The 22751-nt window shown below is 65.9% G+C and carries 20 protein-coding genes; 14 read left to right on the plus strand and 6 right to left on the minus strand.

The window, feature by feature from the left end; translation table 11 throughout:
- Positions 1–114 precede the first annotated feature (114 nt).
- Entirely contained in the window at positions 115–1041 is a 927-nt protein-coding gene (locus HMPREF0298_RS04930) for an urea transporter (protein ID WP_006840016.1), read from the plus strand.
- 239 nt (positions 1042–1280) lie between these two features.
- Here HMPREF0298_RS04930 and HMPREF0298_RS04935 read toward each other — a convergent pair whose 3' ends face one another.
- Positions 1281–1589: an ArsR/SmtB family transcription factor gene (locus HMPREF0298_RS04935; protein ID WP_006840017.1), complete on the minus strand. Its 309-nt coding sequence runs from the start codon at positions 1587–1589 to the stop codon at positions 1281–1283.
- A 98-nt stretch (positions 1590–1687) separates the two neighbouring features.
- On the opposite strand from HMPREF0298_RS04935, the gene HMPREF0298_RS04940 reads away from it, so the two are divergent.
- From HMPREF0298_RS04940 to HMPREF0298_RS04950, 3 genes are read left to right on the plus strand one after another with little or no spacing between them, the layout of a single operon-like run.
- On the plus strand, positions 1688–2746 hold the full coding sequence (locus tag HMPREF0298_RS04940) for a FecCD family ABC transporter permease (RefSeq protein ID WP_006840018.1): 1059 nt from the start codon (positions 1688–1690) through the stop codon (positions 2744–2746).
- Complete coding sequence (locus tag HMPREF0298_RS04945) at positions 2743–3471, plus strand: ABC transporter ATP-binding protein (RefSeq protein ID WP_006840019.1); 729 nt, start codon at positions 2743–2745, stop codon at positions 3469–3471. The genes HMPREF0298_RS04940 and HMPREF0298_RS04945 overlap by 4 nt, the downstream gene beginning before the upstream one ends.
- Complete coding sequence (locus HMPREF0298_RS04950; RefSeq protein WP_157464382.1) at positions 3468–4412, plus strand: ABC transporter substrate-binding protein; 945 nt, start codon at positions 3468–3470, stop codon at positions 4410–4412. Before HMPREF0298_RS04945 ends, HMPREF0298_RS04950 begins: the two co-directional genes overlap by 4 nt.
- On the opposite strand, the gene HMPREF0298_RS04955 is transcribed toward HMPREF0298_RS04950, so the two are convergent.
- Genes HMPREF0298_RS04955 through HMPREF0298_RS04970 form a run of 4 tightly spaced genes read right to left on the minus strand, consistent with a single transcriptional unit; the run spans position 4409 to position 9926 of the window.
- Positions 4409–4861 (minus strand): nucleoside deaminase, encoded by a 453-nt coding sequence (locus HMPREF0298_RS04955; protein ID WP_006840021.1) that lies wholly within the window; start codon positions 4859–4861, stop codon positions 4409–4411. The genes HMPREF0298_RS04950 and HMPREF0298_RS04955 overlap by 4 nt on opposite strands.
- Positions 4858–7242, minus strand: a complete 2385-nt coding sequence (locus HMPREF0298_RS04960; RefSeq protein ID WP_006840022.1) for a glycogen/starch/alpha-glucan phosphorylase — start codon at positions 7240–7242, stop codon at positions 4858–4860. Before HMPREF0298_RS04960 ends, HMPREF0298_RS04955 begins: the two co-directional genes overlap by 4 nt.
- A gap of 60 nt (positions 7243–7302) precedes the next feature.
- On the minus strand, positions 7303–8556 hold the full coding sequence (locus HMPREF0298_RS04965; RefSeq protein ID WP_006840023.1) for an amidohydrolase: 1254 nt from the start codon (positions 8554–8556) through the stop codon (positions 7303–7305).
- 44 nt (positions 8557–8600) lie between these two features.
- Positions 8601–9926 carry a DUF4921 family protein gene (locus tag HMPREF0298_RS04970; RefSeq protein ID WP_006840024.1) on the minus strand — a complete coding sequence of 442 codons (1326 nt, stop codon included), beginning with the start codon at positions 9924–9926 and terminating at the stop codon, positions 8601–8603.
- A 31-nt stretch (positions 9927–9957) separates the two neighbouring features.
- Between HMPREF0298_RS04970 and HMPREF0298_RS04975 the strand changes: the two genes are divergently transcribed.
- On the plus strand, positions 9958–10356 hold the full coding sequence (locus tag HMPREF0298_RS04975; RefSeq protein WP_006840025.1) for a hypothetical protein: 399 nt from the start codon (positions 9958–9960) through the stop codon (positions 10354–10356).
- Here the strand turns inward: HMPREF0298_RS04975 and HMPREF0298_RS04980 are convergent.
- Positions 10326–11456: a glycerate kinase gene (locus tag HMPREF0298_RS04980; protein ID WP_006840026.1), complete on the minus strand. Its 1131-nt coding sequence runs from the start codon at positions 11454–11456 to the stop codon at positions 10326–10328. The genes HMPREF0298_RS04975 and HMPREF0298_RS04980 overlap by 31 nt on opposite strands.
- Before the next feature lie 253 nt (positions 11457–11709).
- On the opposite strand from HMPREF0298_RS04980, the gene gdhA reads away from it, so the two are divergent.
- The 9 genes from gdhA to HMPREF0298_RS05025 all read left to right on the plus strand — a co-directional run.
- Positions 11710–13056: an NADP-specific glutamate dehydrogenase gene (gene gdhA / locus HMPREF0298_RS04985; protein ID WP_006840027.1), complete on the plus strand. Its 1347-nt coding sequence runs from the start codon at positions 11710–11712 to the stop codon at positions 13054–13056.
- Positions 13057–14069: 1013 nt separating this feature from the next.
- The gene (locus HMPREF0298_RS04990) at positions 14070–14876 is read left to right on the plus strand and encodes a DivIVA domain-containing protein (protein WP_006840028.1); all 807 of its coding nucleotides are present in this window, start codon (positions 14070–14072) and stop codon (positions 14874–14876) included.
- Between the two features lie 32 nt (positions 14877–14908).
- A complete protein-coding gene (locus HMPREF0298_RS04995; protein WP_040422519.1) occupies positions 14909–15439 on the plus strand; it encodes a YceD family protein in 531 nt (176 codons plus the stop codon).
- The gene (rnc, locus tag HMPREF0298_RS05000; protein WP_006840030.1) at positions 15436–16200 is read left to right on the plus strand and encodes a ribonuclease III; all 765 of its coding nucleotides are present in this window, start codon (positions 15436–15438) and stop codon (positions 16198–16200) included. The genes HMPREF0298_RS04995 and rnc overlap by 4 nt, the downstream gene beginning before the upstream one ends.
- Positions 16200–17024: a bifunctional DNA-formamidopyrimidine glycosylase/DNA-(apurinic or apyrimidinic site) lyase gene (mutM, locus tag HMPREF0298_RS05005; RefSeq protein WP_006840031.1), complete on the plus strand. Its 825-nt coding sequence runs from the start codon at positions 16200–16202 to the stop codon at positions 17022–17024. The genes rnc and mutM overlap by 1 nt, the downstream gene beginning before the upstream one ends.
- Positions 17025–17076: 52 nt before the next feature.
- A complete protein-coding gene (locus HMPREF0298_RS05010; RefSeq protein WP_006840032.1) occupies positions 17077–18576 on the plus strand; it encodes an alanine/glycine:cation symporter family protein in 1500 nt (499 codons plus the stop codon).
- Positions 18569–18853 carry an acylphosphatase gene (locus HMPREF0298_RS05015; RefSeq protein ID WP_006840033.1) on the plus strand — a complete coding sequence of 95 codons (285 nt, stop codon included), beginning with the start codon at positions 18569–18571 and terminating at the stop codon, positions 18851–18853. The genes HMPREF0298_RS05010 and HMPREF0298_RS05015 overlap by 8 nt, the downstream gene beginning before the upstream one ends.
- Positions 18854–18951: 98 nt before the next feature.
- Complete coding sequence (locus HMPREF0298_RS05020) at positions 18952–20784, plus strand: hypothetical protein (RefSeq protein ID WP_006840034.1); 1833 nt, start codon at positions 18952–18954, stop codon at positions 20782–20784.
- Positions 20785–20844: 60 nt separating this feature from the next.
- The coding region (locus HMPREF0298_RS05025) for an AAA family ATPase (RefSeq protein WP_006840035.1) at positions 20845–22751 on the plus strand (1907 nt) is incomplete at its 3' end.

Raw genomic sequence — 22751 nt, forward strand, 5'->3', positions numbered from 1 at the left:
ACATCGCAGCACTCCACGACGCGGTGGTCGAGATCTGCCGAGAGGCGGACGGCCGCGGGCCGCTGAGGCTGCGCAAGTACTAGTTTTTCTCAAGGACAAGGAGGCAATCGCGCCATGAGCGCGATGAGCATGCGCACCCCGGCGGGCGCCGTCGCGCCGTTGCTACGGGGCGTATCCCAGATTTTCTTCATCGCCGACTGGCGCACAGGCCTGCTCATCACCGCCGGAGTAGCGGTGTACAACCCGCTGGCGGCTATCTTCATGCTGCTCGGCGCCGCCGCGCAGGAGCTCGGCGCGTGGGCGATGGGGCAGGACCGGCACGTGCGGCGCGAGGGCATCGCGGGGTTCAACGGGGCCCTGGTCGGCGTCGTCTCGTGGCTTCTGGCACCGACGATCGCATCGGGGGCGCTGCTCGCGGTGTGCGGCGGCTTTGCCACCGTCATTGTCTTCGAGCTTGTCGAGCGCGCCTTCAACACCCCCGCCCTGGCGCGCATCGGGCTGCCCGTGTCCACGGCGCCGTTTTGCCTGCTCGCTTCCGCGATGTTTTTTCTCATCCCGGCGCAATCCGCGGGCCCGGGCCCCACATCGGACGGCGGTGTGTTCGAGGGGTTCGGCCTGGGAGTGCTCAATGGCTTCGCGGAGGTCGTACTTGCCGACGGCCCCCTCACCGGCGCACTCATCCTCGCCGGTGTGGCCCTCGGGGCGCCCGCGGTGGCGGGGTTCGGTTTGCTGGGCGCATTCATTGCGACCGCCGCGGCCGACCTCGTAGTCGGTGTCGAGCCAGCGTCGACGGGGCTGATGACGTATTCCGGCGTGCTCACCGCCATGGCGCTCGGGGCCGTTGTCCCTGTGTCGTCGCCGTTGAAGTCGCGCGTCGCCTGGGCCGCGGCCGGGGTGCTGGTGAGCGTGGCGCTCACCCTCGCGCTACGTGGCGGTTACGTGCCAACGTTCACGTGGCCGTTCCTCCTCTCCATGTGGGTCGTCCTCGCCGCCGCAGCGGCGGTGAGGTACTGGCGCCAGGAGGGGTCGTGCACACGCTAGGTGGCGCTGAACGAAGATCTGCCGGTGAGCCCATTGTGGGTGCCGTTATCGACAACTCCGTGCCAGCAGATAGGGGCGTCACTTTGAAAGACCGGGAAGCGGACGTTCCAGGCGGAGCCATTTTCAGGTGTGGTCGCGCCTTCAAACCTGGCCCACTTCCGACGTGCCTTAATAACCCGCACCACCGAGCGAGCCGTACCGCAGGCCCCGAAGAACGGCACATGCTGCCGATGAGCCTTCTAGCTTCCCGCGTGCCCGGCGCCGAAGAAGTGCAGCAGCTCGTGGACGCGGTCGTCGCGCATCCCGTAGAAGACCGATCGGCCCTCGCGCCGAGCGGTGACCGTGCCCGCGGCCTGAAGCGCCCGCAGCGCGGCCGATGCGGTGGCAAGTCTGATCCCGGTGGCCTCGGCGAGCTCGCCGACGGTCAGTGCGTGCTGCCCGGAGAAGTGGATCGCGCAGAGGAGTTTGAGGCGTGTTGCGTCGCCAAGCAGGCGAAACGTCGGCGCCCACTCGTCGGCGATGGCGATGGTGTGTTCGAGATCAGACATTCCGGCTCCTCACAGGCTCCTTTTTCCACCGGGGGAGTAGTGTGTGCTTGTGCGAAATAGTCTAACGATCAATTGAATGACCGATTCGGGAGGTGCCCATGGGCGACACGCTGGGGCTGCATCGCGCGCGCACCCGCGCTCTGGGGTGGTCGGCCGCGGCATTGTCCGCAACGGTCGCCGTCTGCGTGATCGCCGTGGCCGCCGGCCCCACGGGCGTACCCCCGGGAGTCGCCGCCGACGTTATCGGCCGCCACCTCGCGGGCGTTGCGATACCCGAGGAACTAGCCACGTACAGCAACGTTGTCTGGGACATCCGCCTGCCGCGGGTCCTGCTCGGGGCGACGGTGGGTGCGGGGTTGGCGGTGGCCGGCGTCGTGCTTCAAGCGCTGGTGGCCAACGTGTTGGCTGATCCCTACATCCTCGGGATCAACGCCGGAGCGTCGACGGGCGCGGCGGCCGCGATCCTCTTCGGGGTCGGCACCGGGATTTTCGGCGCGCTCGCGCTGCAGGCGATGGCTTTTTTCGGTGCCGCCGCCGCATCCGTGCTCATGCTCGCTCTGGCGCGGGGCGGGGGCGGGTTGTCGTCGGCACGCTTGCTCATGGGCGGGGTGGCTGTCGGCTACGCACTCACGGCCGTGACCTCCCTGCTCGTCTTCGCCTCCGATAACGCGCAGGGCGCGCGTTCGGTGATGTTCTGGCTGCTGGGCTCGCTGTCCATGGCCGCCTTCGGTCCGGTCCTCTGGGCCACCATCGCGGTGGTTTGTGCCTGCTGCCTGGCTTTTTGGGTTCTGGGCACGCGAATCGACGCCCTCACGCTCGGCGACGACGCCGCGCGCACCCTCGGGGTGAACCCGGATCGCACCCGGCTTATCTTCGTCGTGGTGTGCTGCATCATGGTCGGTGCCGTGGTGTCGGTGGCCGGCTCGATCGGGTTCGTCGGCCTCGTCGTCCCCCACATCGCCCGCCGCCTCGCCGGCGGTCTGCACCGTCGCGTCCTCCCCGTCGCGGCCGCGCTCGGTGCGGGCCTTACCGTGGCCGCCGACGTGGCCTCGCGCACGCTCTTGGCACCCCAGGAGATCCCGATTGGCGTGCTCACCGCGCTGGTGGGCGCCCCGCTTCTGGTCGTTCTGGTGGCACGATCGGGGGAGAGGCAGTGATCGAGGCATGCGGCATCGAGTACCGCTCCATCCTGCGCGGGGTAGACGTAGAATGCGCGGACCGGTTGGTCACCGGCATCGTCGGGCCGAATGGGGCGGGCAAGACAACCCTGCTGAAGTGCTTGTTCGGCGCGCTCACACCGACGGCGGGCCGGGTGCGTATCGACGCCACGGACCTCAAAACACTCTCCCCGCGCGAGCTGGCCCGGAGAGTCGCGGTGGTCAGCCAAGAGCCGTCATTCAACGACCGGTTGAGCGTGGCCGAGCTCGTCTCGCTCGGGCGCCTGCCGCACCGGGACCGGCGCGGGCGCGGGGTAGAAGAGGTCGCCACCGCATTGGAGAAGGTGGGATTGCTGGGGCTGGCGCACCGGCCGCTGGACCAGCTCTCCGGCGGGGAGCGGCAACGCGCGATGATCGCCCGCGCGCTCGCGCAGCGCCCGCGCTACCTGCTTCTCGACGAACCCGGCAACCACCTCGACATCCACCACCAGCTCGACCTCTTCCACATTCTGCGCGAGTTCGACGGCGGCGCCGTGGTGGTGCTCCACGACCTCAACCACGCCCTCGACTACTGCGATGAGGTCTACGTTCTCGCCAGCGGTCGCGTCGCCGCCGCGGGAGCCCCGCGCGAGGTGCTCGTCCCCGAGGTGCTCGAGCCGATCTACAACGTCCGCGTCCACCGAGCGGGCAACCATGTGACATTCACACGAGAGGAACAACCGTGAAACCCACCTTTGCCCTAACCGGGATGACGCTTGCGGCCGCAACGCTGCTGTGCTCCTGCGCGCCGGCCCCGCACTCCGAGGCCGCCTACACCGTGGCCAACTGCGGGCGCGAGGTGGCGTTTACCCACGCCCCCGAGCGCGTCGTGCTGCAGGACTCCACAGCGGTGGCCACGCTGGATGGCCTCGGCGTGCTTGACAAGGTCGTGGCCAAGGCGGGCTTCTTCCCGCCCGAGTACTTCACCGATGCCGTCAACGCCCAGCTCGACGCCATTGCGTCGCTGTCAGACCGCCTCAACAACACCGGGCACATCCAGATCACCAAAGAGGTCGTCATGGCTGAAAACCCCGACCTCATCATCGGCTACAGCGACACCGTCAACCCGCAGACCGCCGGGGAAGTCCCGATTCTCTCCGAGCCGGGGTTTTGCGGTGAGATCACCTCCGCGAGCTGGGCGGATGTCGACGCCCACATCGACCTCTACGCCCGCGCGATGGGCGTGCCGGAACGCGCCGGGGCGGTGAAGGAGGGCGTCGATACGCGCGTAGCCCAGCTCGATGCCTCCGTGGGCTCGGGCAGAAGCGTCGCGTTCGTCTACCCCGGAGTCGAGGGCGGGACGACCTACGGCTACGGCGCGGCTTCGATGGCGGCGCCGGTGTCCGAGTCGCTGGGCCTGCGCAACGTCTTCGCGGATGTCAGCGAGCGCGTCTTCGAGATCAGCGCCGAGCAGCTCGTTGCGGCGAACCCCGACGTCATCGTCGTGCTCAACTCAGGCGAGGACAACACCGCAGGCGCCGTGACCTCCCTGCCCGGGGCGGACTCGATCGCGGCGGTGCGCTCGGGAGAGGTTATTCCGATGTACCTGTCATTTGTCGAACCGGCCTCACCGCTGAGCGTGGCAGGAGCCGAGGAGTTGCAGCGGGCGCTCGAGCTAAAGAGCTAGTACTCCACCCGATCGGAGTTGGCCGCCCACGCCTCGAAGGGCGCGTTGGACTGATCCAGCGGCACGTGGCGGAAGGGTGAGGGGTCCGGGACGCGCCCGACCATGACGTCGGAGATGAAGGAATCGTCGAAACCCGCGTCGGCGGCCTGAGCGTATGTCGCGGCGTAGTAGACCTCATCGATGCGGGCCCAGCGAATCGCCGCGAAGCACATCGGGCACGGCTGGCCCGAGGCGTACAGCACGGCCCCCGATAACTCGTGGGAGCGTTGCGCCCGCGCGGCGGCGCGGATCGCCTGAATCTCGGCGTGCGCCGAGGGGTCACAGCGCGAAACCACCTCGTTGTGCCCCTCGTAGACGCCGCGTTCCGTAACCACCACGCACCCGAACGGGCCACCGCCCGTTCGCGCCGACTCCACGGCGATTTCTACTGCACGCTGCAGGTGTTTCATCGGATAGGCGTGCGCTCGAGCTTCCACACCTCGGTAGCGTAGTCGTTGATCGTGCGGTCGGAGGAGAAGCGGCCGGACTCGCAGATGTTGATCCAGCACATCCGCGCCCAGTGGTCCGGATCGGCGTAAAACTCCTCGCTCATGCGGTCGCGGGTGGCGCGGTAGTCGGCGAAGTCCCCCAGCACGTAATACACGTCGGGCTCGGCGCCCTGGCCGTCGAGAAGCGAGCCGCGGATGTCGTGGAAGACGCCGGTGGAGGCGTCGTCAAGCGTGCCATCGACGAGCGCGTCGAGCACGCGCTTGAGACCCGGGACGGACTCGTAGAGGGCGTGCGGGTTGTAGCCGCGCTTGAGCTCGGGCAGCTCCTCCTCGCGCGCACCGAAGACGTAGGCGTTGGCTTCGCCAACCGCTTCGACGATCTCGACGTTCGCGCCGTCCATCGTGCCCAGGGTCAGCGCACCGTTCATCATGAACTTCATGTTGGACGTGCCCGATGCCTCCTTGCCGGCGGTGGAGATCTGCTCGGAGATGTCGGTGGCCGGGATGATCTGCTCAGCGGGGGAGACGTTGTAGTTCTCCACGAACACCAACGTCAGGTACTTCGACACCTCGGGGTCGTTGTTGACCAGCTCTGCGATGGAGTTGATCAGCTTGATAATTCCCTTGGCGCGCGTGTAACCGGGAGCGGCCTTCGCGCCGAAAATGAACGTGCGCTTCGGCACGTCACGTTCCCCGTCGTCCTTGATGCGGAAGTATAGATCGAGGATGTACAGGGCGTTCATCAGCTGGCGCTTGTACTCGTGCAGGCGCTTGATCTGGGTGTCAAAGATGGAGTCCGGGTCGATCTCGATACCCTGGTGGTCGTAGATCCACGCGGCGAAGTCGCGCTTGTTCGCGTCCTTGATCTCGCGCAGTTCGCGCATCACCTCTGCATCGTCGGCGAAGTGGCGCAGCTCCTTGAGCTTGGGCAGGTCCGTGACCCAGGCATCCGATCCCAGCAGCCGGTCGAGCAGGGCGGACAGACGCGGGTTGCACATGCGCAGCCAGCGGCGCGGGGTCACGCCGTTGGTCTTGTTGTTGAAGCGCTCCGGGTACATCTCGTACCAGTAGTTCAGCGTCTCGCGCTTGAGAATCTCGGTGTGCATCGCCGCCACGCCGTTGACGGAGTAGGAGCCGTAGCAGGCGATCCACGCCATGTGGACCTGCCCGTCGTGCACGGGCGAGAAGTGGTGCGCCGCCTCCGGGGCGATGCCGCGCGACTCCATGTCGATGCGGTAGCGGCGGTCGATTTCCACCACGATCTCCCAGATGCGCCAGAAGAGCTGCTTGAAAATCGCCACGTCCCAGCGCTCCAGCGCCTCCTCCAGCACTGTGTGGTTGGTGTAGGCGAAGGTCTTCGTGGTCACCTCCCACGCGTCCTCCCAACCCATGCCGTGGGAGTCCATGAGCAGGCGCATCAGCTCGGGGATGCCCAGCACCGGGTGGGTGTCGTTGAGCTGCACGGAGTTGTACTTGTGGAAGTCGCGAAGGTCCTCGCCGTGATGGACGATGTAGTTGTCAATCATCTCCTGCAGCGAGGCGGAGACGAAGAAGTACTGCTGGCGCACGCGCAGCACCTTGCCCGCGAAGGTGGTGTCGTTCGGGTAGAGCACACGCGTCAGATCGTGAACCGCCTCGCGCTCCAAGATGGCGTCCGAGAAGCGCTGTGAATTGAACGCGTCGTAGTCGAACTCGTGCATCGGCTTGGCGTCCCACAGCCGCAGCGTGCCGACGTTCTTGGTGCCGTAGCCGGTAATCGGCATGTCGTAGGGCACCGCGCGCACGCTCATGTCGTCGAAGGTGACCACACGCTGCTGCGTGCCGCGGCGCACGATGAACGGGTAGAAGGATTCCTTCCACGCGTCCGGGTGCTCCTTTTGGAATCCATCCACGAACTCCTGCCGGAACAGCCCGTAGCGGTACAGCAAGCCGTAGCCGGTCAGCGGGTACTCCAGGGTTACGGCGGAGTCGAGGAAGCAGGCGGCGAGGCGGCCCAGGCCACCGTTGCCCAGCGCGGCGTCGTGCTCGGCGTCGAGCACGTCGGTGAGGTTGAGGCCGTGCTCGTTTGCTACCTGCTTGGCCTCGTCGACAAGCCCGAGGTTGGTGAGGTTGTTCAGCAGCGCGCGGCCCTGGAGGAACTCGGCGGAGAAGTACGCTTGACGACGCGTCGCCGCGTAGGCCTTGCGCGTCGCGTCCCAATCATCAGCGATTTGGTCGATAACGGCCGCGGACAAACCGGTCCAGTACTTCTTAACGGTTGAATTCTTCGGTGTCGCCCCGGAAAACCCCCGGACGTGGCCGGGGACTGATTCGACAAATGCTTGCTGGGCAGATTCGGACATTGTCGCCACCTTCGGTTTCGTGTGTTGGTGTTGTCAGGTACCGAGCCTACCGGGATGGGATTATCCCGCCAGGTATGTCAGGACCGCGGCTGCGGCCGCGCGGGTTGCGGCGCTGATTGTCGGCTCGTACTCCGGCAGGAAGTTGGCCATGTGGTTGACCGGCACGTCTTCTGCCACCCTGTCGGCGGCGACGGCCGCGTCCCACTGCTCGCGGGGCGTGCAGCCGATCAGCCAGAAGAAGTAGGGCACCCCGAACGCCATGGGAATGAACGGGAAGTCCTCCGACACCGTCTTGCGCGGGGCGTTGACCGAGTCCTTGCCGAACACCGCGTCGAAAGTGGGGCGAACCTTGCGGTAAACGGTGGCGTCGTTGGTCAAGAGCTCGCCGTGGGCGAAGTACTCGATGGTGGGCTTTTCTGTCATGCCGGACGCGAGCACCTCGGCGTGCACGACGCGCTCGATGGACGCGCACACCTTGGCCTTCGTCTTGTCGGAGTAGAAGCGGCAGTTCAGCGTCAGCTCCGCGCTGGCGGGGATGATGTTTGTCACCGAGCCGGCGCGCATCGTGCCCACGGTGATCACGGCGAAGTCGCTCGGGTCCACTTCGCGGCCGACAATCGCCTGCATGCGTGTAATGATCATCGCGGCGGTGTACGTCGGATCGATTGCGTTGTGCGGCATCGAGCCGTGCGCGCTGCGCCCGGGGATGACGATGCGGATCGAGTCGCAGGCCGCGAATTGGGGCCCTGCCTTGGACATCACCTGGCCGGCACGCCCCGGCATGACGTGCTGGCCGAAACACACGTCGGGGCGCGGCACGCGGCTGGTCAGGTCGTCATCGACCATGGACATCGCGCCTTCCGAGGTTTCTTCCCCGGGCTGGAACAGTGCCACGAACGTACCCGACCAGCTGTCTCTGGTGTGGTCGATAAAATCGCACAGGCTGAGCAGAGCGGTGGTGTGGATGTCGTGGCCGCAGGCGTGCATGGTGCCCACGGATTTGCCGTCGCGCCCGGTCATCATTTTGTGGGAGGCGTAGGACACGTTGGTGTCCTCGGTGACGGGCAGGCCATCGAAGTCGGCGCGGAAGAGCACCGTCGGCCCCTCGCCGTTGCGGAACACCGCCACCACCCCGTAGGTGCCGATGGGGCTAATGACCTCGCAGTCAAAGCGTTTGAGCTCGTGGAGGATCCGGCGGTGCGTCTCCTCCTCCTGCATGGACAGCTCGGGGTTGGCGTGCAGCAGCTCGTAGAGCCGGCGCTGCCACACGGGGTCCACTTCGTAGCTGTCCAGTATGGCGCTGATGTCGTTCACTGTGTTCCTTTTCACTTCCTCCGCTTGTGTACCCGCCACCCTAGCTAGGTCAGCCGCGGGTTGTAGCGCAAGACGTTGCGCGCCGGGTGGCACTCGGTGGCGATCCTGATGTCGGCAGCAATCGCGCCCGCTTCTCGACGCCCATACAAACGCGTCACCATCCGATCCCGAATGTCGGTCGGCGACAGCGTGTTGACGTAAATTTTTGTCCCGCCCTCGAAACCGGCGAGGGTGGACACGCGCCACTTCAGGTTCACGCGCAGCGGCATGGGCACGTCCACGTCGACAGGCTTGTGGTGCCACTCCTCGTTGCACGCGACGTCGGGCCCCGTCGCCGCGTGCGCGGCGTGCAACAGGTCGGAAAAACCGCGGACTTCCGTATCGCTCATGTCCCACGGGTGCGTCGCGGCGGACTTGGAGTAGATGCTCATGGTGGGGTAGCGGTGCCCGATGCCTGCGATCAGGATTGCCTCGTCGTTTTCCGCGATGACGAGGTTGTTGTAAAACGCGTAGTTGACTCCCCACTCGTTGTACATGTTGAGGTTCTGCCGCAGCTTGGCCAGCTCCATCTCGCCCTGCACGCCGCGCTCGTCGATAGCCACGAGCTGTTTGTGCAGGTGGTCGAAGGAAGCGCCCGCCGGGGCGAGCCAGTTTTGGAAGACCACCACGTAGGGCGCGTAGCGGTTGCGGCCGTAGAGCTCGTGCATGGAGGCAATGGTGAAGGAGATAAACGCGTAGTGCTCGTCCACCGACAGGGTGCCGGAGGAGGCGAGCTGGGAGGAATCGGTGGCGTCGTCGACGAAGTGGCGCCGCGCGATGATCACGTCGTGCCCACCGCCGAAGTAGGCCGGGGCGAGCGCGAGCAGTTCCTCCTCGCTGACGTCGGCGCTTTTGCCGCTGGCGCGCAGGCGGGTGCGCACGGTGTCGAAGACGTGCTCGCGCCCGGCGGGGTCGCCCAGGTAGCGCTCCATGTGTCGCTGCTGCTCGTCGGGCATGACGTAGCCGTAGTTCTTGTTCCAGTAGTCGTACGAGACGATCTCAAACAGGTTGGGTACGCGGCGGAACTCGGCGCGGGTGGCGGCCAGCTCGTGGGGCAGGAGGTTTTTCAAGATGCGCCAGCCGGCGTCGTCGCGGACGATGCGCTCCTTCTCCGGCGGTGTGGACAGCGCGTGGGCCTCGCAGAAGTTGCAGCTGTGGGTGAAGTCGCGCGCGGTCAGCTCCGTGGGGTCTTTGACCACGGTGGATAAGGGGCGGATGCCGCGACCCGGCACCGTCCACACTTCGGTGCCCGAAAAGGGGTTGATCTGCTTGATCGTCCCGTCAGCCATGGTGGTAAGGGCATTGCGGTAGGGGTGCGCGGGGAAGGTCATGACGTTAAAGCGTATTAGCTAACCTAGCGTCATGCCCGTCATCCAGTTCGACGTTCTTGTGCCCGACGCCGCCGCCGGCGAGGTTGAAGGCGCCTTCGCCCGCGCCCTCGACATCCTGGTCTCCCGCGGGATGCTCGACTCGGCCTCGGTCAGCCACGAGGCGCACCCGCTTCTCGACGCCCACACCCACGCCCAGCTCAAGGGAGTCTACGAGGCCGACCGCGGTGAAGACCCGGATGAGGCCGGGGCGCAGCCGCACCGATTCTCCATTTCGGCTGCCGGCGCGTTGAGCTACAACCAGCTCGCGATGGGGCTCTCGCGCATCCTCACCCCGAAGGCGCAGCTGCCGCGGGACCCGGCAGCCCTCGAGCAGGAGCTGCGCTTCGAGCAGCCGTCGATCTACCCCTGGGTTGTCGAGATCTTGAGGTAGCCAGCGGCGACCTCCGCGCCGGCGCGGGTGATCTGCTCCTGCACGTCGTTGAGCTCTTGCAGCGTCACCGCCACAACGGGGTTGGTCGATTCCACCTCCGCTTCGAACGAACCGGACACCACCGCAGCGACGGCGTCGGTGCGGGAGACGACGTCGAGGACCGTTTTCACCACCTTGCCCTCGGCGGTTTGCGAGTCGAAGCGCCCCTCGCCGGTGACAACGAGCGAAGCCGTCGTGACTTTGTCGGCGAGATCGTTCGCCTGGGCCATGACCTGGGCTCCCGGCAGCACGCGCACGTGCTCCTCCGTGCCGTGCAGGAGCTTCGACACCCAGCTCAGGCCCACTGCGATCCCGCCCGCAGCGCCGTAGCCGGGGCGGGAGCCGTCGACGCCGGTAACTTCGCACAACTGGGCCAGCGCGCGGTCGAGCTTTTCCACGTCCTCCTCGCTGGCACCCTTCTGTGGGCCGAAGATCCGTGCCGCGCCGCGCTCGCCGGTGGCGGGTACGAGGGCGTCGGCAAGCAGGATCCACTCCATGGAGGCGGCGGGGATGTTCATCTTCGCCGTGTCGAAGTCGGCGAGGTCGACTAGGGCGCCGCCGCCGGGCGGGAGGTTGTAGCCCGCGGCGTTGAGCGGATTGATGCCGAGCGCGACGAGGATGCCGGTGCCGCCGTCGACGGTGGCCGATCCGCCGAGGCCGAGCACGATGCGGCGCGCGCCGCGGGTCTCGGCGTCGGCGATGAGCACGCCCGTGCCGTACGTGTCGCCTGTCATCGCGACGGGATTGTCCTTGACCGCGGGCATCCCGGTCGCCGCGGCGACGTCGATGTAGGCGGTTTCGGTTTCGGCATCAAAGGTGTAGGTCGCCTCGGTGAGCCGGCCCGCCGCGTCGGTGGTGGGCAAAGTGATGCGTTCGCCCTCAAACAGGCTGGAGGTTCCTTCTCCGCCGTCGGCCATGGGCACGGTGATGATGTTCGCGTTGTGGATCACGCTGGTGATGCCGTCGGCAAGCCAGCTCGCGGCCTGCTGAGCGCTCGCCGTCCCCTTGAACGCGTCTGGTGCGATGACGACAGTGGGGGATCCTTGCGTGATACGCGTCATAGTGCTCCTTGGAAGTAGTGGTTCAAGCGTGGTAAATGTGCTGCTGGGGACCACTTTAGCGCCGCGGTTCAGCGGCCGACCAAGGTGCCCGGTCTTAACGGAGTCGGCGCCCGGCCTTGCGGACGCCGGTGCGCCTTGTAGTGTGGGGAGGGTTAAAACCTGCTGTACGCTAGGTATATTTGTTCAACGCGAGGATGAACCAGGGCACTGCTCGACGCGGGCCGCTGGAGATCATCCACGGAAAGGGATTCGCATGACCAATATCGATCAAGAAGTGGCCAGCTACTACGACAAACTTCTCAAGCGCAACGCCGGCGAGCCGGAGTTCCACCAGGCGGTCGCCGAGGTGCTCGACTCGCTCAAGATCGTGCTGGAAAAGGACAGTTACTACGCCGACTACGGCCTGATTGAGCGCCTGTGCGAGCCGGAGCGCCAGATCATCTTCCGTGTGCCCTGGGTCGACGACAACGGCCAGGTCCGCGTCAACCGCGGCTTCCGCGTGCAGTTCAACTCGGCGCTCGGCCCCTACAAGGGCGGCCTGCGCTTCCACCCGTCGGTGAACCTGGGCATCATCAAATTCCTGGGCTTCGAGCAAATCTTCAAGAACTCCCTGACCGGCCTGCCCATCGGCGGCGGCAAGGGCGGCTCCGACTTCGACCCGAAGGGCAAGTCCGAGCACGAGATCATGCGCTTCTGCCAGTCCTTCATGACGGAGCTGTGGCGCCACATCGGTGAGTACCGCGACGTCCCGGCCGGCGACATCGGCGTCGGCGGCCGCGAGATCGGCTACCTGTTCGGACAGTACCGCCGCCTGGCCAACCAGCACGAGTCCGGCGTTCTCACCGGCAAGGGCCTGAGCTGGGGCGGATCCCTCGTGCGCACCGAGGCCACCGGCTACGGCTGCGTCTACTTCACCGACGAGATGATGAAGGCCCGCGGCGAGTCCCTCGACGGTGCCAAGGTCATCGTGTCCGGCTCCGGCAACGTGGCGATCTACGCCATCGAAAAGGCCCAGGAGCTCGGCGCGACCGTGATCGGCTTCTCCGACTCCTCCGGCTGGGTGGAGACCCCGAACGGCGTGGACATCGAGCTGCTTAAAGACGTCAAGGAGGTCCGGCGCGAGCGCGTTGGCACCTACGTCGACGACACCGAGGGCGCGACCTTCCACTCCGACGGCAGCATCTGGGACCTCAGCGCCGACGTCGCACTGCCGTGCGCGACCCAGAACGAGCTCAACGGCGAGCACGCGAAGAACCTGGTCGCCAACGGCGTGCGCTACGTCGCCGAGGGCGCGAACATGCCCTCGACCCCGGAGGCCGTCGAGGTCTTCCGGGAGAACAAGGTCAGCTTCGGGCCGGGCAAGGCCGCCAACGCTGGTGGCGTGGCAACCTCCGCGCTGGAGATGCAGCAGAACGCCTCGCGCGATTCCTGGACCTTCGATTACACGGACGACCGCCTTCATAAGATCATGTCGAACATCTTCAGGGTCGCCGACGAGACCTCCAAGGAGTACGGCCGCGAGGGCGACTACATCGTCGGCTCGAACATCGCCGGCTTCAAGAAGGTCGCCGACGCGATGCTTGCTCAGGGCGTTATCTAGCCTCTTTGCTGGGGTGTGTCCCTGGTCGCTTGAGCGGCGGGGCCTGCTGTGTACTGCGCAGTTTGGCTCCGCGGGTTTTTGCGACCAGGGGCTTTGCTGTCTCTGGTGGGTGGATTGCGCGGTTTAAACTGCGCGGATGCGTGGGGTGGGGCGGTTTTTGGGTCGGGCGCGGGCTTGGGTTCCTAGTCGTGGATGGGCGGGGCCGACTGCGCAATGTGGACTGCGCAATTTAGCTGAGCGGGCCTGTTGCGACCAGGGACTTTGCTGACGCAAATTAACTAGATTGCGCAGTCCAAACTGCGCGGACGCGTTGCTGGCCGCCCGAGACCTACGGCAAGCGCGCCGGTGTTGCTTGTGGGTCGGGTGGGGGCTGTGTTCCTGGTCGCGAGTACGGCGGGGCCGACTGCGCAATGTGGACTGCGCAAACTAACTGAGCGGGCCTGCCGCGAACAGGGACTTTGCTGGTGCAGATTCGCTATATTGCGCAGTCCAAACTGCGCGGAGGCCGTGGGGGCAGACCGGGACCAGCTGTAGGTGTGTTGGTGTTGCTTGTGGGTCGGGTGGGGGCTGTGTTCCTGGTCGCGAGTACGGCGGGGCCGACTGCGCAATGTGGACTGCGCAGTTTAGCTGAGCGGGCTACCCGCGACCAGGGACTTTGCTGGTGCAGATTCGCTATATTGCGCAGTCCAAACTGCGCGGACGTGTTGGGGCAACCTGAGACCTACGGCAAGCGCACCGTTGCTGCTTGTGGGGCGATCGAGACTCGTGTTCCTTGCCGCGTGCGCGGCGGAGCCGACTGCGCAATGGGCATTGCGCAATTTACCTGAGCGGCCTACCCACGAACAGGGACTTTGCTAGTACAGATTCCCTAAATCGCGCAGTCCAAACCGCGCACACGCGCAGATCCACCCGGTCAACACGAACCACACCCGCTCAGACCCAACCAGCCGCGCCAACAAACCCCCGCGCGCCGAACCCGAGGCAGGCGCGCTGGCGCAGTACTCTAAAGCACTATGTACCGCGTATTCGAAGCCCTCGATGAACTTGTCCAGACCGTGGAGCAGGCCTACGGCGTGCCGATGACCTCTAACTGCATGGTGCCGCGCAACGAAGTGCTCGCGCTTCTCGACGACATCCGCAACGCTTACCCCGTCGAGATCGACGACGCCCAGGATGTGCTGGATAACCAGGACGAGATCCTGCGCGGGGCCCAGGAGCGCGCCGACGCGATTGTCGGCGGTGCCGAGGCCGAGGCCCGCGAAATTATGTCCGACGTGCACACGCGCACCGAGGACATGCTTTCCGACGCTCAGTCGCGCGCGACGCTGCTCGTCGCCAACGCCGAAGAGGACGCGGAGCTGACCGTCTCGCGCGCCCGCGAGGAGGCTGACTCCACCATCGCCGGCGCCCAGCGCGAGGCCGAGCGCCTTATCCAGAACGGCAACCAGGAATACCAGCGCTCGGTTGAGCAGGGCCTGGCGGAGCAGGAGCGCCTGATTTCGGAGTCGGAGGTCATGCGTCGCGCCGACGAAGAGGCGCACCGCCTGGTTGAGCAGGCGCACTCGGAATCCTCGCGCTTGCGCGCCGAGTGCGATAGTTACGTTGATTCGAAGCTCGCCGATTTCGAGGAATCACTTTCTTCTGTGTTGCGCACGGTCTCCTCTGACCGCTCCGCGCTTCGCCGCGGCGCCGGGGCTTCCGGACCGGCTGCTGAGCGCTATGATCGCCCGCGTTCGGGCGAGCGGGTTGAACGCGGCGAGCGCCGCGAGCGGGTGCGCCGCCCGCGCAACGACGGCTCCGGCTCGGAGCTCGATTACTAGTTCCCGTTCATCGTTGTAGGGTGGTGGCTGTTATGGCTAATCCTTTTGTCTTTAACGTCGCCGAAGCAGTTCACGGAGATGGTCTTCCGGTCACCGGAACGCAGACGGGGCCCTCGCCGTCACGCATCGGCCCGGAAATGATTGCACTGGCCGAAGGTGCCGAGGTCTCGGTTGAGGCGACGGTTACCCCGCTTGGCTCGGGCGTGCTTGTCGACGCCACGGCCACTGGCACGCTGGAGGGCGAGTGCGTGCGCTGCCTGGCCAGGCTGACCCCGGAGTTTTCCGCGACGGTGAGCCAGGTCTTTTCCGCCTCCGACGACTTCATCGTCGGCGCAGACGATGACGACCAGGACAAGGGCTCCGGCGACGAGATCATGGCCGTTGTCGACGATACGGTCGACCTTGAACAGGCGTTTATCGACGAGATGGGCATGACCCTGCCGTTCAACCCGGTCTGCGAGCCCGAGTGCGTCAACGAGGGTGAGGTGCCCAGCCCGGACGGGATCTCGGGCGAGGAGGAGCGGGTTGATCCGCGCTGGGCCGGATTGGAGAAGTTCTTGTGAGTCGCTCCCGTCGCACCAAAATAACCGGCGAGGGGGCGTGGAACGAGGCATTCGGGCGCGTCGACCACGCCCCGCTGCTCGCCGCCCTCGGCGTCGAGGTTGAGCCCGAGATCCTGCGTCTGGCGCTGACGCACCGCTCGTTTGCCAACGAGCACGGTCCGCTGCCCAACAACGAGCGCCTCGAGTTCCTCGGCGATGCCGTGCTCGGCCTGTCCGTGGCGAACAGCCTCTACGAGCGTTTTCCTTCGCGTCCTGAGTCGGACATTTCGAAGATGCGGGCGTCGATAGTTTCGCGCTACGGGTTGGCGGATGTGGCGCGTGAGATTGGCCTCGGCGCACACGTGCTGCTGGGCAGGGGCGAGGAGGTCACGGGAGGCCGCGACAAGGACTCGATCCTGGCGGATACCACCGAGGCGCTTTTCGGCGCGATTTACCGCCAGCACGGTTTCGAGCCCGCGCGCGACGTCGTGCTGCGGCTGTTTGAATCGAAGCTGGAGAGCGCGACGGCGACTGGTCGCCACCAGGACTGGAAGACGGTGCTGCAGGAGCGGCTTGCGGAGCTGAAGGCCCCGGCGGCGGAGTACCGAGCGACCTCAGTCGGCCCCGATCACGACCAAACGTTTACGGCCGATGTGTTCGTCGGCGAGGATTCGCGCGGCCGCGGGGTGGGGCCGAACAAGAAGCTTGCCGAGCAGGAGGCGGCGCGCATCGCGGTGGCGTTTCTGCGGGATCATCCTGAGGCCGTGGCGGGGCAGGGGTAGTGCCCGAGCTGCCTGAGGTTGAGGTTGTGCGCCGCGGCCTCGACACCCACCTGGTGGGCCGCGCCTTCCGCTCCGTGGAGGTGCTGCACCCGCGCGCGGTGCGCGGCAACGCCGTCGATCTCAGAGAGGTGTTGCCGGGGCTGCAGGTCACGGGCACGGGGCGGCGCGGGAAGTTCATGTGGCTCACCCTCGACGACGGCGCCGCGCTCATGGTTCATCTGCGCATGAGCGGGCAGATGCTCGTCGGTCCTCCCGGGACTGTGACGAGCCCTCACCTGCGGATTCGGGCATTGCTTGACGACGTCGAGCTGGCGTTCGTGGATCAGCGGACGTTCGGCTCCTGGCTGTACGCCTCGTTGGGGGCGGATGGCGTTCCGGAATCTATCAGCCATATTGCGCCGGACCCGTTCGACGCGGACTTTGACATCGTCCAGCGGGCCAGGCTGGTGCGCACCCGTAGCTCCGCGATTAAGACGGTGTTGCTCAACCAGGGCATTGTCAGCGGAATTGGCTCCATCTACGCTGACGAGGCGCTCTGGGCGGCGGGCGTAAAGCCCACGCGGCGGGCCAGGTCGCTGCGCCAGTCGGACGCGGTGCAGGTACTCGAGCGCTCCCGTGACGTCATGGCCGAAGCCTTGGCGCAAGGCGGGACCAGTTTCGACTCGCTCTACGTCAACGTCAACGGCGCGAGCGGGTACTTCTCGCGCTCGCTCAACGCCTACGGCCGCGCGGGCCAGCGGTGCCGGCGTTGTGGCACCGAGATGCGCAAGGTCGTGGTCAACGGACGCTCGAGTTGTTTCTGCCCGGGCTGCCAGACGCTGTGAATCTTGTGATTGGTTGCGCATAGTCTGACACCTAGCAGTTAGGATTTGCCGCATGGAAAAGGCATACGAGATCGTCGACGGGGCGATTAACGGAGTTATCTGGAACATCGTCCCCTGGTTTCTTTTGGCCGCGGGCGTCTACTTCGGGTTGCGGACATTGTTCGTCCAGGTCCGCCTCCTGCCGGACATGTTCCGTGCGGTCGCCGAAACCCCGAAGGGCAAGGACCGCCAAGGACGCGACCTGGACGCGGAGTACGGCGGTATTTCGGCGTTCAAGGCGTTTACCATCTCAGCCGCCTCGCGCGTGGGGACGGGAAACATCGCGGGTGTCGCTCTGGCGATTTCGATTGGCGGCCCGGGCGCAGTCTTTTGGATGTGGATGATCGCCCTGATCGGCGGTGCGACCGCGTTTGTGGAGTCCACTTTGGCGCAGCTGTGGAAGACGAAGGACCCCGAGGGCAATTACCACGGTGGCCCGGCCTTCTACATGACGCGCGGGCTCGGGTGGAAGCCCGTGGCGATCATCTTCTCCATCTTCTTGGCCTTCACCTACGGTTTCGTCTACAACGCGATTCAGACCAACTCCATCGTCGAAGCGGTGGGAGGCTCTGTGAACAATGACTCCAACATGATGAAGGGGATCGTCGCGCTGGTTATTGCCGCGCTGACCGCGGCCATCATCTTCGGCGGTGTGACCCGCATCGCGTCGGCGACGCAGGTTATCGTGCCGTTCATGGCCGGTGCCTACGTCATTATCGGGCTGGTTGTGGTGATCGTGAACATTAACGAGGTCCCGGGCATGATCGCCACCATCGTCGGCAGTGCCCTCGGGCTGCGTGAGGTCGCTGGCGCGACGGTGGCGTCGGCGTTCATGCACGGTATGCGCCGCGGTTTGTTCTCCAACGAGGCTGGCATGGGTTCAGCGCCGAACGCTGCGGCGACGGCGACCGTGTCCCACCCTGTGAAGCAGGGGCTCGTGCAAACCCTCGGCGTGTACTTCGACACCCTGCTGGTCTGTTCGATCACGGCCTTCATTGTTCTGCTCGGCCCGCAGGTCACCTACGGCAAGGACGACATTCAGGGCGCGGCGTTGACGCAGGCGGCCTTGGCTGACTCGGTTGGCGCATGGGGCGGGCACGCGGTGACCTTTATCCTGTTCTTCCTCGCCTTCTCCTCGGTGATTGGTAACTACTACCTCGCCCAGGCCAACATCGAGTACCTGACCAAGTCGAAGGCGGTGATGACCGGGTTCCGCGTGCTCGTGCTCGGGTTCGTGTTCTTCGGCGCGTTCGGCTCGCTGCCGCTGGTGTGGGCGCTCGGCGACACCATGGCCGGCAGCCTGGCCATTATCAACATCATCGCGATCATTCCGCTGGGCGGCGTCGCCATCAAGTTGTTAAAGAACTTCAACGAGCAGCGCCGCCAGGGCGTCGATCCCGTCTTCCACCGGGACATGTTGCCCGAGCTGAAGAACGTCGAGCACTGGGACGGATCTGATCCTGTGACCCGGCGCAGCGTCGAGGATCGCGTCACCTTGGCCAACAATGACTGATGTTCGGCTGACTGCCCACGTCCACGGCAACGTCCAGGGCGTGGGTTTTCGCTGGTGGACACGCTCGCGCGCGCTCGAGCTAGGTCTGGCGGGTTACGCGAAGAACCTTGACGACGGCCGCGTCGAGGTGGTCGCCGAGGGTGAGCGCGGGGGCGTCGACACGCTCGTCGAGCTGTTGCGGGAGCAGCCGTCGACCGGGGGCCGGCCGGGCCGCGTGGACGCGGTGGTGGAGCGGTACTCGAAGGCCAGGGGATCTGCCGGCTTCGACGCGCGGTAGGAAAACGTACGTTCCCTAATGATGTATTGATTCCGCGGGCAGGTGTCGTGAGCAGCCGCTAAATTGTTGAATCATTTCGATTCAACGAAGGGAAGCATGTGAGCGACAAGCCGTACCTGATCTACCTCCACGGGGTGGGCGAGGGCGACCTAGACCAAAAATGGAAGCAGGGATTGCTCGAGGGCCTGGACAAGGTGGGGTACCCCGGGCTCGACGACGTGGAGATCATCGCCCCGCATTACGCGCATGCGTTGAGGGGCGCGGATGACCACTACGAGATGCCGCCGGTGACAATCCAGACCCCGAAAGGGGAGAGGGCCCGGGCGCGCCGGGAATTCGAGTCGTGCACGGCGGCGATGGAGACACGGCTGGCCCGGTATTCGGCCGGCAAGGCAAATGTCTTCGCCGACACCGTCGTGGACGTAGCGTTAGCGATACCGAAATTCAAGCAGGCGCAGAATTACCTCCGAAACGAAAATATCCGCGCCCAGGTGCTCACCAAGATTCTCGGCAGCATTCCCTCGAGCGGGAGGGCACTCATCGTCGTGCACAGCCTGGGCACGGTCATCGCCGCGGATCTCATCTGGCGCTTGCCGGTAGATCTCGACATCGTGGGAGTGGTAACGGTCGGCAGCCCGCTGGCAAGCTCCGGGTTTGAGGCGGGCAAGTTGTTCAAGCATTCCGACGAGCCTCCGAAAAACGTCGGCTGGTGGGTCAACTACTGGAGCAGCACGGACCCGGTGTCCGCCCGGCGAGGAGTGTCTTCCGTGTTCCCGTGGCTGCTCGATGTGCATGTTCGAACCCCGGTGGCTCCCGCATCCGCGCACGCAGTCAAGGAGTACCTCTCCCAGCAATTGGTCGCGGAAGCGATCGGTTTTGGCCTGTTCGGTTCCCGCTCCACGGAGTTGGTTCGGGCGGACACCTCTTTGGACGTCAGGCTGGATACATTCGAACACATTGCGTTGCAGGGGCTCCGTTACGCCCACTTGATTTACGCTCGTGTCCCGAAAGAGGATAAGGCGCGATACGGACTCGCCTTGAGGGCGGTTCAGGCCCGGGTGGTCAGCGACCTGAAGCGCAAGGCGGAACTAGACTCCCGCCCCCTTAGCTCGACCATTGCCATGCTCGACTTCGACTCGGCGGACCACCACAGCCCGACTCCGGTACCTGGCCCCGCGCAGCACGAGGAGCTGGAGGAGGTCTTGACCCGCCTCGTTGCACTCGTCGATCAAAATCTCCTGCATCCCTTTGAGATCAGCGTCAAACGCGACGTCCGCATACGAGCGCTGCAGGATCTCACCGCCGAAATGGGACTGGGAAGCAAAGTGGGGGGTGATGTTTTCGCCGCGTTGGACACTGCCAGCAACGCACTGCCAGGCAGAGCGAAGACAAACTGGATTAAGTGGGGAACTCTCGGCGTCGGGTTCGCGATCCTCGTCGTGGGAACCGCGGGCCTGGCCCTAGTCCCCGCCGCTGGCGCTGCCGGAGCTGCCGCGGTCACGAGCGCGCTCGCCTCGTTCGGCCCGGGCGGAATGATCGGAGGGTTGCTTACGGCGGGATCGTTGGTGTCAGCGGGGGCGAGTGGCATCGCGGTTGGCGTGATGAGCCCGGCCAACTCCGCGGAATCCGTCGAAGCGATGGTGCGGAGCCAACTCGCCACGTTGATCCTGCGGAAGCTATACGGGTTCCGTGGCGATGATGACATCTGGAATACCTGGGTGGAGTCCGAAGTGTTTCTCACGCGCGAGGTGAACCGGCTCGATGAGATCTCGGATAAGGACGCTCCCGGACTCGCCGAGCTCCGTCGCAAGTTGGAGGCCATCAAGGCCGCGATCAGGTACGCGCTCGAGAACGGAATGGCACCTGGTGGCCTCGACGATCCTGCTCAAGGAGGCGGCCCGAAATTCACGTTCACGAAGCGCGCGAAATAGAACCCGCATCGGGGCACCGCCTGCGCCGCCCCGGCCAGCAGGTGCCCTAAAATCGGCGCCATGCATCTCAAGTCGCTCACGCTCAAGGGGTTTAAGTCCTTCGCGTCGGCGACGACGATGAAGTTCGAGCCGGGTATTTGTGCTGTTGTGGGGCCTAACGGTTCGGGCAAGTCGAACGTCGTCGACGCGTTGGCGTGGGTGATGGGCGAGCAGGGGGTGAAAAACCTGCGTGGCGGGAAGATGGAGGACGTCATTTTCGCGGGCGCGGGGGAGCGTAAGCCTTTGGGCCGCGCGGAGGTGACGCTGACCTTTGACAATACGGATAAGCGGCTACCTATTGACTACACGGATGTGGCGATTACGCGGCGGATGTTCCGCGACGGCGCGTCCGAGTACGAGGTCAATGGGTCGAAGGCCCGCCTGATGGATATCCAGGAGTTGCTGTCGGATTCGGGCATTGGCCGTGAGATGCACATCATCGTTGGCCAGGGCAAGCTCGCGGAGATCCTGGAATCACGCCCGGAGGAGCGCCGCGCCTTCATCGAGGAAGCCGCCGGCGTGCTCAAGCACCGCCGCCGCAAAGAGAAGGCGCAGCGCAAGCTCACCGGGATGCAGGCGAACCTCGATCGCCTCACCGATCTTACCGAGGAGCTGGGCAAGCAGCTCGCCCCCTTGGCCCGGCAGGCGGAAACGGCCCAGCGCGCGGCGAGCGTGCAGGCGACGGTGCGCGAGGCCCGCCTTATCCTCGCGGCCGATGAGGTGCTCACTCTTCGCGCGAAGCGTGACGACGCCTCCTCCAACGCCGCGCTTGTCACCGCCAAGGTTGAAGCCGTCGCCGCAGAACTGGAAGAAGCTGAGGCGCAGCAGGAGGCCGTTGAGGCCCGCCAGCGGGAGGTTGAGCCGGCGGCCGAGGAGGCGCAGCAGCTGTGGTTTACGCTGTCTACGCTGGCCGAGCGCGTGAGCGCCACGGTGCGCATTGCTTCGGAGCGCGCCGCGAACTCCGTCGGGCAGACCACCTACCACGGCCAAGACCCGGACGACCTGTTGGCGCGGGCGAGCGTGGCCGACGAGCAGTACGCCGAGGCGCTGGAGCGCGCCGAGGAGGCGGCGGAGAAGCTCGAATCGATCCGGGAGGAGATCGCCGAACGCCGTGAGGTCTTCGACGCCGCGGAGCGCGAGCACCTCGCGCAGGTGCGCGCGATCGCGGACCGCCGCGAGGGCGTGGTGCGCCTGCTGGCGCAGGAGGAAAGCCAGCTTGCCGCCGTCGCCGCCGCCGAAGAGGAGATTTCCCGGATCGAGGAAGCACTGGGCGAGACCCGCCAGCGCGCGCACGTCGCCGCGAGGGAGGCCGAGGAGCTGGCCCGCGCCATTACCGGTGACGGCGAGCAGCGTGATGAGCTTTACCAGGCCCACGTGCGCGCGGCCGCGGAGTCGGACGCGGCCGATAAGCGCCTCGAGCAGCTGCGCGCGGCACAGCGGGAGCGCGAGCGCACGGTGTTTACGTTGGAGTCGCGCATCGCCACCCTGTCCGAGCAGGCTCCGAAGCAGGCTGTCGCGGACGCGCTCGGCGGCGATGTCGGCGTGTTGGCGGGGCTGATCAGCGCTGATCAGGGCGTCGCTAAGGCGCTTGCCGCGGCTCTGGGCCCGTTCGCGGAAGCGCTCGTCGGGGCGGGGGACGTGGCGGATGCGCTGGCTCAGGCCGAGCGTGCCATCGTGGTGGATCCGGTTGGCGGCAGCACCTGGCGGATGGACACCGACGCGCCCGTCGACTGGCTGCTCGACCACGTCCGCCTCGACCCGTCGATCGCGGGGCCGCTCACGCGCGTGCTTGTCGACGTCGCCCTCGCCGACACAGTCGAGGAAGCTAAGCGCATCGTCGCGGACGACCCACGCCTGCGGGCGGTCACGCGCACCGGGGTGCTCGCCGGCGAGGGCTGGATCGCCGCCGGCACCGGGCAGGTGTCGAC

Source organism: Corynebacterium lipophiloflavum DSM 44291 (assembly GCF_000159635.1).
Taxonomy (GTDB): Bacteria; Actinomycetota; Actinomycetes; order Mycobacteriales; family Mycobacteriaceae; genus Corynebacterium; species Corynebacterium lipophiloflavum.

Coding starts and splice junctions, on each gene's coding strand:
- HMPREF0298_RS04980 (WP_006840026.1), bottom strand. CDS start 11,456: ATGACGCGTATCACGCAAGGATCCCCCACTGTCGTCATCGCACCAGAC.
- HMPREF0298_RS04995 (WP_040422519.1), top strand. CDS start 14,909: ATGGCTAATCCTTTTGTCTTTAACGTCGCCGAAGCAGTTCACGGAGAT.
- HMPREF0298_RS05015 (WP_006840033.1), top strand. CDS start 18,569: ATGACTGATGTTCGGCTGACTGCCCACGTCCACGGCAACGTCCAGGGC.
- HMPREF0298_RS05010 (WP_006840032.1), top strand. CDS start 17,077: ATGGAAAAGGCATACGAGATCGTCGACGGGGCGATTAACGGAGTTATC.
- HMPREF0298_RS04930 (WP_006840016.1), top strand. CDS start 115: ATGAGCGCGATGAGCATGCGCACCCCGGCGGGCGCCGTCGCGCCGTTG.
- HMPREF0298_RS04955 (WP_006840021.1), bottom strand. CDS start 4,861: ATGAAACACCTGCAGCGTGCAGTAGAAATCGCCGTGGAGTCGGCGCGA.
- HMPREF0298_RS04940 (WP_006840018.1), top strand. CDS start 1,688: ATGGGCGACACGCTGGGGCTGCATCGCGCGCGCACCCGCGCTCTGGGG.
- HMPREF0298_RS04935 (WP_006840017.1), bottom strand. CDS start 1,589: ATGTCTGATCTCGAACACACCATCGCCATCGCCGACGAGTGGGCGCCG.
- HMPREF0298_RS04960 (WP_006840022.1), bottom strand. CDS start 7,242: ATGTCCGAATCTGCCCAGCAAGCATTTGTCGAATCAGTCCCCGGCCAC.
- HMPREF0298_RS04975 (WP_006840025.1), top strand. CDS start 9,958: ATGCCCGTCATCCAGTTCGACGTTCTTGTGCCCGACGCCGCCGCCGGC.
- HMPREF0298_RS04990 (WP_006840028.1), top strand. CDS start 14,070: ATGTACCGCGTATTCGAAGCCCTCGATGAACTTGTCCAGACCGTGGAG.
- HMPREF0298_RS04970 (WP_006840024.1), bottom strand. CDS start 9,926: ATGACCTTCCCCGCGCACCCCTACCGCAATGCCCTTACCACCATGGCT.
- gdhA (WP_006840027.1), top strand. CDS start 11,710: ATGACCAATATCGATCAAGAAGTGGCCAGCTACTACGACAAACTTCTC.